The 10,677-nt window shown below is 53.4% G+C and carries 9 protein-coding genes; 8 read left to right on the top strand and 1 reads right to left on the bottom strand.

The window, feature by feature from the left end; genetic code table 11:
* Positions 1-45 precede the first annotated feature (45 nt).
* Positions 46-372: a site-specific integrase gene (locus tag CGZ80_RS11145; protein WP_233148363.1), complete on the bottom strand. Its 327-nt coding sequence runs from the start codon at positions 370-372 to the stop codon at positions 46-48.
* A gap of 267 nt (positions 373-639) precedes the next feature.
* Here CGZ80_RS11145 and CGZ80_RS11140 point away from each other — a divergent pair, with 267 nt between their 5' ends.
* From CGZ80_RS11140 to CGZ80_RS11080, 8 genes are all read left to right on the top strand, one after another.
* Positions 640-1,035 (top strand): hypothetical protein, encoded by a 396-nt coding sequence (locus CGZ80_RS11140; protein WP_143543869.1) that lies wholly within the window; start codon positions 640-642, stop codon positions 1,033-1,035.
* A gap of 111 nt (positions 1,036-1,146) precedes the next feature.
* On the top strand, positions 1,147-1,944 hold the full coding sequence (locus CGZ80_RS11135; RefSeq protein ID WP_094414324.1) for a toll/interleukin-1 receptor domain-containing protein: 798 nt from the start codon (positions 1,147-1,149) through the stop codon (positions 1,942-1,944).
* Between the two features lie 103 nt (positions 1,945-2,047).
* Positions 2,048-2,605 (top strand): hypothetical protein, encoded by a 558-nt coding sequence (locus CGZ80_RS11130; protein WP_094414322.1) that lies wholly within the window; start codon positions 2,048-2,050, stop codon positions 2,603-2,605.
* 458 nt (positions 2,606-3,063) lie between these two features.
* A complete protein-coding gene (locus tag CGZ80_RS11125; protein ID WP_094414320.1) occupies positions 3,064-3,534 on the top strand; it encodes a hypothetical protein in 471 nt (156 codons plus the stop codon).
* An 832-nt stretch (positions 3,535-4,366) separates the two neighbouring features.
* Positions 4,367-4,792, top strand: a complete 426-nt coding sequence (locus tag CGZ80_RS11115) for a hypothetical protein (protein WP_103296525.1) — start codon at positions 4,367-4,369, stop codon at positions 4,790-4,792.
* Positions 4,793-6,407: 1,615 nt separating this feature from the next.
* The gene (locus CGZ80_RS11100; RefSeq protein ID WP_143543868.1) at positions 6,408-7,193 is read left to right on the top strand and encodes a hypothetical protein; all 786 of its coding nucleotides are present in this window, start codon (positions 6,408-6,410) and stop codon (positions 7,191-7,193) included.
* 1,083 nt (positions 7,194-8,276) lie between these two features.
* Complete coding sequence (locus CGZ80_RS29225) at positions 8,277-8,921, top strand: PEP-CTERM sorting domain-containing protein (RefSeq protein ID WP_094414306.1); 645 nt, start codon at positions 8,277-8,279, stop codon at positions 8,919-8,921.
* 28 nt (positions 8,922-8,949) lie between these two features.
* Positions 8,950-9,363: an ankyrin repeat domain-containing protein gene (locus CGZ80_RS11080; protein WP_158222654.1), complete on the top strand. Its 414-nt coding sequence runs from the start codon at positions 8,950-8,952 to the stop codon at positions 9,361-9,363.
* Positions 9,364-10,677: the final 1,314 nt, after the last annotated feature.

The following is a 10,677-nucleotide window of genomic DNA, read 5'->3' as shown; positions in this document are numbered from 1 at the left end:
GTTGCCTGGCCGATCAGCTGATGGACCTGTGCGACGGTAAGTACTTCAGGAAGCTGGGTGATGTTCTGCAGCTTGAGCATGGAGAACGTGTCCCAGTCGCGCCGGCAAGTTCGCGTGTAGAAGAACTAAGCCACGGTCATTTTTGAGGTGCAAGAAGAATTGTCGAAGTTGATGTTCCGTGATCTTGTCGGGGGACTTCTTGGCAAAGTCAGAGAGTTGCCGGATGGCGCGGATGTAGCCATCGTGCGTCCGCTTGGACATTCCAGAAAGCTGGAGATCTTCGCTAAGTTTCTGGCGTAGTTTTTCTGGAAAGTAGGCACCATGCTGAGGATCGTTTTGCGAATGGGAGCGGCGATTGTTAGACTTGGCCATCGTAAGGTCCTGATGGAAGGAGTGTGCAGAGCGGTTCAACGTGAACCACTCCTTCCAACAGGATTGCTTCCCAAAATCAACCGCCGCGTAGCGGCTTACTTGAACCTTGGGTTGCAACGGAGGCCGCGTGTTGACGTTTTCTAAGTGGTCAGTCGCTCGCGCGGCCCCGCTGAACTCTACCGTTCCCCGGCAAATTCGCGCCCTGCTTCGAAACTTGTCTTGCCTTTGGATGCAACGTCTTTCCTTGCACCATTGGACGCAACCCGCATGCGACGCAACGAGTATTTGTTTGACCTCGCCGATTGGCTCACTGATCCACCGAGCGGTGGTCCGATCCAAATGTGGGTTGTCGGTGCAGGGCTTTCGGCGTTGGTTTCGCTCTACGGTATTTCATGCTGCCTGACGCAACGTGCAACGACCCTTAACATCACGACACGAGGATTTCAGCCGATCGGACGCGGGCTCTGGCTTGAAATTTCTGGAATACATGCGGTCACATTCGGATTGGTTATCGTCTGCATTGGTCTGTTCATGCATTTCCAATGGTTCTGGGGCAACCACAAGCGACTATTTCCCTTTCATGAAGTTGCCAAATACTGCGCGGCGCTAGGCCTTGTTGTTGCCATTCTCGCACATGCCTACACTATGATTACGCAGACATGACCGAAGCGGGGAACTATGAATTGCACACGAGAACGGGAGTCGTGCTAAATGGTCTGCTTGCAAGTCTTTCGCCCATTCCCCGTGAATTCTGCCGTTATCTGACAAAGCCAAATGAGCACCGTATTCATTAGCTACTCACACGTTGATTCGCAGATTGCCTCTGACATCTCAGAGTTACTAGACGCGGAGGGAGTGTCTCATTTTCGCGATGTCAAAGACATTGGCTGGGGGCAGGATATTGAAGGAGAAGTTCGGATCGCCCTTCATAATTGTGCCGCTATCATTGTTGTCGTTTCACCGGCCAGTTTGGATTCTGCGTGGGTACCCTATGAAATCGGCCATGCAAGAGCATTGAAGAAGCAGATTCTCCCGTTCCTGACTCACCCCAGTCTTAAGTTGCCTAATTATCTATCGCGACTCAGTCATATCAACACCCTCGATGGTGTATGCCAGCACTTGCGTAAGTTCGAGTTCAAAAGGAACGCCGCACAGACGTCAGAGGTGCTTCAGAAAACGATAAAAGCGATTGCTGACACTAATGCTGAGCGTATTGCAGGAAAATGGATCGGCCAAGGTCACCAGCAGCGAGGGCCTGATGGGCATCCAATCGATTACGATCTTACCCTTGAGCTTCATGCGACCAACGATCTGGTAACCGGGACGATGACGCTCAGTATGCCCTATCGAGGAACACAGTATACGGGCCTGCTAAACGTTGCGGGTGGTTTCGTAGGAGGTCGCTTTGTTTGGATTAACTACGTCGGCAACCATGGGCCAAGACCTCATTTCGGTTCAATGGTCTGGGATTTATCTCAGGATGATCAGAGATTGATTGGCGATTACACTGGGTACGGCGCGTTGACTGATCGCGTCGTATCAGGATTTGCACAATTGACGAAAGTAAGATAACAAAGCGGTCAACCCGAGCGGCGGATCGTGCGGATTTTTCGAATGAATGTTCTTGGCCGCCGCCGGGTTACCTTGGTCGTTATTTGAATGAATGGAGTCTCTCATGCGAATCGCTGTCATTTGCATTGCTTCCGTCCTCTTACTGGCAGGATGCAAACACCAAGGTGCTGTTTCGCCGGAACAGCAAGTCGTGACCAAGCCGACAGCGCCAAAGTTTGATCTGGCAGGGTCGTGGATCGCTGCGCCGGACGTCGCTTTGTCTCAAGAGACAAACGAACCGATTACCATCCGCGAAAAAGGCGACGGCGTGTTCTCAGTCGACATGTTTGCTAGCGATGGGATCGCGATCGAATTGAGGACCACACAGCTCGGCGAGCAGGAAGACTACGCGATCGCGGATGTGCTTGCGTCATCCAATGGCATACCCGGGATTCGGTACTTGGGAATCATTGCGAGAAAGGACGACACGCTTAGCGTTTGGTGGATTGAGTCCAAGAGTCTCGCTAGACTGATGCACGCGGATGGCCATTCTGCCGTAATTGAGTACAGTGCATTTGGGTCGAAGATATTTGCAAACGCCGAAGATTTGCTCGAATGCATTAGACAGCACTCTCGCGAATTGGTTGGCAAGCCCACGACCTTCACCACGAAGATCAAATAACCATGGGATCGCTCTAGGTCAGAAGTCAAGAGGATAGGCGGCAAGCGAGCCGATTCAAACTCAAACGTCGCACGGCCAAGAAGCGTCGATCGAAGAGTTGGTCGGAGCTCTTTCGCTACCAGGACCGCTTTGCGTTTGTTCAGCCGACGCGTTTGACGGACTTGATCGCAGTGTCGAGGGCCAATCTGATGGGAGGCTGAGGCGAGTCACTGGCTGGGAGCCAGATACGTCAACAGCGCACGTCCGGTTCTGAGAGGGGCCGAGGGTCAATGCGGCATGGTAACCATCTTGTAGCACCACAATCGGGAAACCGGTGGCAAACAGGGAACGCAAACCGTAGCCTAAACCAAAGAGACCTCGGTCTTCTCGCCCGGTGCCGGGCTTGCGAGCGTTTTTGTAATGGATAGTTCACTCTCCGTCCCCCGTGATGTCCGACGTTACCCGATTGAGCTTTTGACGTGAACGCCATCACGAAGCGTAGACTCGTTCGGATTGCAGCGATTTCTGTTGCGTTTGTGGTCGGCTGGTTTGCCCTTTCGCTCACACGGACGATTCGAGAGATACCCGAGGCTTATGCGGCGTGGGACACCGGAACGCTCTTGACGACTTATATGGACCAAAGCGATGGCAAGTGGCCATCAAGCTGGGACGAGCTCTCCACCGTGATAGGCGAAGAGCAACCGATGCTCTTTGCTCGCTCGGATAGTGATGGAAATCCCATATCGAAATCGGAGTACATTGAGAAACTTCGGTCCATGATCAAGATTGACTGGTCGTTTGATCCTGTTCCTGGCACGTTAGACTCGCCGGTGACTCGAATTGATGGTGGCAAGTTTCGGACAGTCTGGGTCGGCGCAGAACCCAATGAAATGGTAAGGTCGTTTATTGCTCATCGAAAAAATACCCAGAACGCGACGGGTAGCCAGTAAGGATTTGACTTCGCAAGCTTGCGAGCCGCAGCTCAAGTCCTCTGTTCAAGAAGTCCGTTGATCCTCATTTGGGCGGTCGCTTCACGCTTGGGATTCGCTTCACTTGGCTGTTGCTTGCGAATCCCTTTCTGTTGTCTCGATTAGCCTTCTCCTGCGAGATTGGGGGCAGCCTCATCGCCGGTCGCTTCACGTAGGCGATCGACTTGCCCAGCGTGCTTGTTGTTTGGCGGTTCCGGTGCGTTTGACTGGTGTGTGCACGAACCGGTGCACGTAAGCCGCCGAGTTCTGTTAAGCGAAGTGGTCAGTCGTTTGCGGCGGCCACGTGATCGAAATCGTTCGCGCTGGTAGTTGTGACCGCAATGACCGGCGTCTGTCTTCAATGCTGCTGATTGTTTCGCTCGAATTTCGCCCGTCGGAAGTCACGGATCCTCTGTTTCCTGGTGATCGCACTAGATGTCGCGGTTTGATTGGTGCACGGTCGACTCGGCCGATGACGACACGCCGACGCCGGGCAACCGATTGCGAGTACGAGCACCGCACCGCGTTGCTGAGCACGAGCACGAGCACGAGCACGAGCACGAGCACGAGCACGAGCACGAGCACGAGCACGACTCAAAACAATCTGTCGCCTGACGTGCCGACTGCTGGTGCAACGCTCGTTCCCATTCACGATGCCGATCGTGTAAACTTGTTGTCAACGGCGAACGGCAAGCTGTCGTCGTGGGTAGACCGCGAACAACTCGATGCACATGAGTCGCCGCGTTGTGTTCAATGAAGTGGTCAGTCGTTTGCGGCGGCCACGTGATCAAAATCGTTCGCCGGCCAATACTTCATGACCGAAGACCCACAGCAAGTTTGGACCGACTACTACGCAAGAATGCGACGAAGGCGTATCGCGGAGGCTCGAATCCTACACTCGCGAATGGCGGCCGATGGCATCACCGATGACACAATACTTGCACTTGATTTTATGCACTTCGGCAATGTGGAAAGCGACGTTCGTGAGCTCGCAGCACAGCTTGCCACAAGCTACACGATGACAGTTACTCGACGGCCGGATTTCACGTATTGGAGCGTGGAAGGCACTACTCGTCCCTATGGTATCGACTGCATGAACGCGGATCGATGCGTTGATTGGGTGGCGTTCATGTGTGATGTTGCCAACTCCTACGGGTGTGTATTTTCCACGTGGATGCTGACAGATCCAACCCGTCAACGGTCATGGTCAAATGAAACAATTGACGTCGATCCAGGATAAGCGGCGAACAATCGGTTGAGCGTGAGCGGCGGATCACGTCGATTTTGAAGTCAACGGTTTGTGGCCGCCGCCACGTTAACCGTAGCGTTCGTGGTATTAGTTGGTCTTGTCGATGAATCCGTACAAACCAGTGAAGTCGTGTTTTGTTGACGACTGTTCGAGTGAGAGTTCTCGACAAAGTCACGCTGCGCGGCTACTTCTTTTCCCCATCGGAGCCTTCTGTCTTTTGTTCTTCGCCGTCAGCGCATTTCAACTATTTCGAACTCAAGTTGCATTCCGCACGGCCGACTTTCTTGAAATCGGGGCGACGATTCTGGTTGGAATATTTGGGCTAACGGGGGTATGTCTATCAGTCGGGAGGCTTTCCCAACACACAAGGCGAATGACTCAGATCTGGAGTTGCTCACTGCTTTGCCTAATCGCAGTCAGTTTGCTTTTTGAGCACCCTGTCACTGTTGTCGATACGGTCATGTTGCTTGCTTCCGTGTTTGCAGTTGCCCTCGTAGGTATTCTGTCGTCAAGGACACGGCCTCAAGTCACGGTGTGATTAGGCGAGAATAGCGTATGCACGAACCAGCGGATGTAACGGATTGGCGGAGTCGAATTTGGTCTGGCCATCGCAACGTCCCGCGCCGCCGACTCGTCAATCTTTACCGTTCGTGGAACAAAGGTCGCTGCAATAAACCAACGCCTGTCGATTTCAGCGCTGAAGACCGACGCCTGGCATGCCGACTGCTGATTGGGATGCCGGAATTTCCCTCGGTGATTCCAATCGGCTAGACTGGCAATCGGCCGTGATGGTTCCACCTATCGCCGTTGGTACATCTACGAACCAACCCTTGTACCCGATGACGCGGATTTCAGTTGGTACGATTACACAATGTCGTTCGCGGCGGCTACGTGATCGAAATCGTTCTCCGTGACTGCCGCCTCCAAGTCATCATTGTAAGCGAACGAATATCGTGGAACACATTCATGAAGCATTCAGACCGCCTCAATCAGAGCCCGCTTCCGTTGCTCCGGTTGGTGATTGCGGGATTTGGAAATCCTGCCCCGTTTGCGATTCGTCTTTGCGATTAATTGATCGTATGAGACCCCTGCCGCGATGCCGTGTATGTAAGCGACGTCTTCGTATGGTTTCCTCTCGCGCAGCAAGATGGTGCACTTCCGCAGTGTTCGCGATTGCCGCAGCGCTGATCTGGCTCCACATCACCGATGAATTTGTGCAAGTAGTGTGGTTTGCACTTCTCTGCTCGATAGTCGGAATGGGCGACGCGCTTTGGTCAACGCTGTTCGGAAATGCCACGCTTAGGACGCGGTTCGGCCATGATCCAGCCGAAACGCTGGTCAGTGAACGGACGGAATTCTTTTCCGAACTACGGAACAACGGAGAACAATGACATGCACGTGCGGACGGGAGTCGGGTTTAATGGTCTGCTTGCACGTCTTTCGCCCGTCCCGCGTGATGTCAACCGTTCGTCGACACGTAGACTCGATTCTGTCGCAGAATTTTCGGTTTGCTAAACAAATGATTCTGTGTTGCGCATCTAGTGCAGAGGTTTCATTGTTCCGCCGGTGTTCCATGCACTCCCGATACTCTTCGAGTGTAGAAGAAATGACGCGACCGATAGTTGCCCAGGTTGGTATTCTCTGTTCAGTGGGCTTATTTGGAGTTCAATCCTTCGCTGACGGACTTTTGCAACGTTTACCTTCGGAGGGAGAGTGGGCGACCTTCCGCATGATTGAGGAGTGGCCGGGAAAACCGACGCGGAAGCTTGATGTAACACTTAAAGCACTAGAAAAACAAACGGTTGACGGTATCGAATGCACGTGGGTCGAACTCGTTGTTGAAACAGTAGATAAACGTGCACGTCGAGGATTCCGGTTTTTGGCACCAGACCAAAAATTGCGGATGGGGGATGATCCGCTTGGTAGTGCGAAAGAAGTGTGGGTCCGTGATCTCAACGAAAAGCCGCGATTAGACCCTAACTGGGGTGGTTATCTGCCACGCCTCATGCTCGTATGCCCGCCGCCGAATGATCGGCCCGACGCCAGTGAAGAGAGCAAACAAGACGTTGTCGATGCACGTGCGACCGAACAGACGACAGTAATCGAAAAGGGGAAACACCGGTTCTACGGAGGTGCGATTACTATCGATACGACTTTCCAATTCAATAAATCTGATGCTGCACCGTTCGGTACTGCCCGAGCAACTGTAGCCGTCACTGAGCGAAAGAACTGTGATCCGGACAACCCGAAAGCGGTATGTGAGATAACGACTGGAAAGGTTGAATTTACCATGACGGTATCGGGCCGCGATGCTGAACCATTTGTCGACATTGTTGACGCCCAAGACGACGAACCAAGGCGTGGACCGAAGGACGGGAGTCGACGTTTTTGAAGTGTTTAGATTCTTGGCCCGTCCTCGGTGACGGCCACCGTTCGCGCGGGTAGTTGTGACCGCAATGACCGACGCCTGACTTCAACGCTGCTAATTGTTGTACGCGAAAGTCGCCAATCGGAGTTCACGGAACCTTCGTTTCCTGGGGATCGCAATTAGTTTCACGGTTTGATCGGTGCGCGGTCGACTCGGCCGATGAAGACAAGCCGACGCCTGGCAACCGATTGCGATCACGAGCACCGCGTTGCTGAGCACGAGCACGATTCAAGATAATCCGTCGCATGACATGCCGACTGCCAATTCGTTATTCGTGACCCTCCGCAATGCCGATCGAGAAAACTTGTCGGCAGCGGCGAGCTGCAAGCTGTCGTCGTGGGGACGCCGCGACCCATTTGATGAACGGGAGTTGCGGTGCCACTTTTGCCTGCGGTCAACTCATTTGGCCGCATCCCCGTTATCAATATCGTTCGCCGGCGAACTGGTACATTGCACAATCGCACCTTGAACGAATTTCGATTCCGTACTGCTGACACTAGCGGTGTCATCCGTCTCCACGAGGATGGTGTTGAAACACTCGTTCGACGTAACTTGACTTGCTGGTCCTATCAAACGCCATTTTCCGATATCGATCCCAATCCAATACGGGGGTGGACTACATCGGGGGCGTTTTGGGGGTGTCTACTCGTCGGCTGTTTAGGCGTGTTTGGTTCGGTTTGTGAGTTCCTGGGAATCGAAGGGCATCACATCCCTTTCTGGACGTTACCATTCATGTTTCTTGCTTCATGTGGGTTGCTGTGGTTTGCCTACACAATCCGACGCGAAGAGTGGATCACCTTTTCTGCAGGGGATGATTCTTGTGTGAGGTTTCCAAGAAATGGCCCCGACTCCGATTCGTTTTCTGAATTCACGGCTACACTGATTCAGCATATCACCGCTGCAAAAAACGGCGAACAAGCGGATGCATGTGAGCTGCCGAGTTGAGTTTTTCGAAGTCGTCAGTCGTTCGCGGCGGCCACGTGATCCGTATCGTTATCCCGTTTTGCATTCATGTTCTGATTGATTGAGTTTGCACAAGGGGCCATCATGAATTGGCGAAAACTGTTTCTGGTTGTCTCGATTTTTGCAGCCGTTGTTAATGCGAACCACCACGCAAACGCTGATCTGGTGTTTTTGGCCTCGGATCGAGGCGGCTTTGACGTAGGGTGGGAATTTAGAGGCGGGCACTTAACGACCGATGAATCTTTGGGACATTTTGACGGGACAAATTTCGTCGATTGGGATATCGAATTCTCGTCTCCCTCAGGGGCTTACCAGTTGACCCCAACCAATTCGAGAGTGTCTGTTTTCTGGACCTTCATTGCGGACCAGCCCGTTGCAACTCCCGAGAAGCTTTTCTTTGAGTCGGGACAGGGCTCCGCGATTCTTGCGATTCGAACGCTATTTCCAAACAGCGACGACCAGCAAGTGATTTTTTCGAATTCGACTGCGAGCATGGGCGCATCGCTACGACTGGTGGATGATAACGCTGGCGGCGCGTCACTCACTAGCATCGCTTCGGCCGGTTCCCAATCAGTGATTGCCGTTGCCGTGCCAGAACCAAACTCTCTTCCTCTGGTCACGATCGTGGCGGTATGGATAGGTTGCCGTCGACGGAAAAAAATGCCGTGCACGCGGAAGCGCCGATCACGCGGTTTTTCAATGGAGAGCGACTCTCCGGCGGCCCGGTGACGGCTATCGGTCATCGTATTCAATGCAAATGACGGGCATTCTTGGTCAACCGCCAACTCGATTGCTTTCAGCATTAATTCGTGGCGATCGGGGCGCAGCACTCGATGCGATACATGCTGGTGACGATGTCAATGCCCGAGATCCTCGCCCGGTGATTGGCGACAACACAACTGTGCTACATCACGCGGCAGGAACTGGCGACAGCGTAGTAGTGCGAGAGTTGATCCAGCACGGGGCGGAGGTGAACATCCAAACCGACAACGGTGCAACACCGTTGTGGTTTGCCTGTAACGGCGACCATTTTGATGCTGCAAAGGAACTGCTCGAGAACGGGGCCGACGCTACGATCCCAAATAGGGATGGCTATTTGCCTCGCGATCGAATCCGCGCTTCAAGCGTACAGCTTGCACGAATTCTCGACGACTTTTCCAAGCCTGAGTAGCGATGAACCGTCGGATCGCTTGCGGTTAGGAGTCAAGAGGATAGGCGGCAAGCGAGCCGGTCCTTCGAGTTTGCGTTAAGCCGCTGCGTTTCGCGCGTGCACGGCAGGGTGGCCTGCATGTTTTTTTTGAAGTGAAAAGTCGTTCGCCCGTTCCACGTGATGTTGACTATTCGCGCGGATGGCTCTGTCCGCAATGACCGATCCTTCGTCGTCATGCCCATCCCATCTTCGTGTTCTTCGCGAACTGAGTGGTTTAATAGCTCGTCGACGGGCTTGGATGGTGCGCTCAAGTGTCGCCCATCGGAAGTCACGGATCCTCTGTTTCCTGGTGATCGCAGTTGATGTCGTGGTTTGATTGGTGCGCGGTCGACTTGGCTGATGAAGACAAGCTGGCGTCTGGCAACCGATTGCGAGTACGCGCACCGCGTTGCCGAGTACGAGCGCGATTGAAGACAATCCAGCGTCTCACATTCCGACTGCTAGTTCGCAACTCGTTAACCTTCGCAATGCCGATCGAGTAAACTTGTCGTCAGCGGCGAACGGCAAGCTGTCGTCGTGGGGACGCCGCGAACCATTTGATGAACGGGGGTTGCGGTGCCACTTTTGACTGCGATCAACTCATCTGGCTGCAACCCTATTAACCGAAACAGTCTTTTCGTAACTCGCTGCGAATGCTCACACAATGAGAATCACGTAATGTTCCGACAATACATCGCTCCCGCTTTTATCTTGGCAATTGCGTTCTCGTTCTGTGTGGTGAAATTTGCATTTGCGCACGATTCGGATGTTCAAAAAGTCGATCACGTTAGTGAATTTGGACCGGGGCCGTGTCTCTTCGTGTTTGATTCCGGCCTGACAAACGGATCAGCCGACCGCGCCATACTTCTCAATGCAACGATCGTCGTTGTAGGGGATAGGTACTTCGTGCGAGGGAACGAGGTTGACATATCTGGGAACTGGCAATCGCCGAACTCCAGCAACCCTACCTACATCGCACTGGACGTAGTTTCTTTCGTACAGAGCCAAGACGAGAACGAGGTCAAAGGCGGATAACGATCGGATCGCTCTAGGTCAGAAGTCAAGAGGATAGGAGGTATGCGAGCTGATCCTTCGCGCTCGCGTTAAGCCGCTGCGTTTCGTGCGTGTACGGGAGGGCGTGAGGTGGCCTTGGTTTTGGGGGCCACGCGAGTCCTTAAACTGAAAGGAACTCAAGGAGCCTACGATGCCACGGAAGACCCAACCCTCAGCGACGCCCGAGCGACGCACCTACACCGATGAATTCAAACGCGATGCGGTCGCCATGCTGCTCGATGG

Source organism: Rhodopirellula sp. MGV, from assembly GCF_002251265.1.
Taxonomy (GTDB): Bacteria; Planctomycetota; Planctomycetia; order Pirellulales; family Pirellulaceae; genus Stieleria; species Stieleria baltica_A.
Note: the sequence above shows the minus strand (reverse complement) of the source record. Positions and strands in the feature narration are given on the sequence as shown.

Coding starts and splice junctions, on each gene's coding strand:
- CGZ80_RS11100 (WP_143543868.1), top strand. CDS start 6,408: ATGACGCGACCGATAGTTGCCCAGGTTGGTATTCTCTGTTCAGTGGGC.
- CGZ80_RS11080 (WP_158222654.1), top strand. CDS start 8,950: ATGACGGGCATTCTTGGTCAACCGCCAACTCGATTGCTTTCAGCATTA.
- CGZ80_RS11145 (WP_233148363.1), bottom strand. CDS start 372: ATGGCCAAGTCTAACAATCGCCGCTCCCATTCGCAAAACGATCCTCAG.
- CGZ80_RS11135 (WP_094414324.1), top strand. CDS start 1,147: ATGAGCACCGTATTCATTAGCTACTCACACGTTGATTCGCAGATTGCC.
- CGZ80_RS29225 (WP_094414306.1), top strand. CDS start 8,277: ATGAATTGGCGAAAACTGTTTCTGGTTGTCTCGATTTTTGCAGCCGTT.
- CGZ80_RS11115 (WP_103296525.1), top strand. CDS start 4,367: ATGACCGAAGACCCACAGCAAGTTTGGACCGACTACTACGCAAGAATG.
- CGZ80_RS11130 (WP_094414322.1), top strand. CDS start 2,048: ATGCGAATCGCTGTCATTTGCATTGCTTCCGTCCTCTTACTGGCAGGA.
- CGZ80_RS11140 (WP_143543869.1), top strand. CDS start 640: ATGCGACGCAACGAGTATTTGTTTGACCTCGCCGATTGGCTCACTGAT.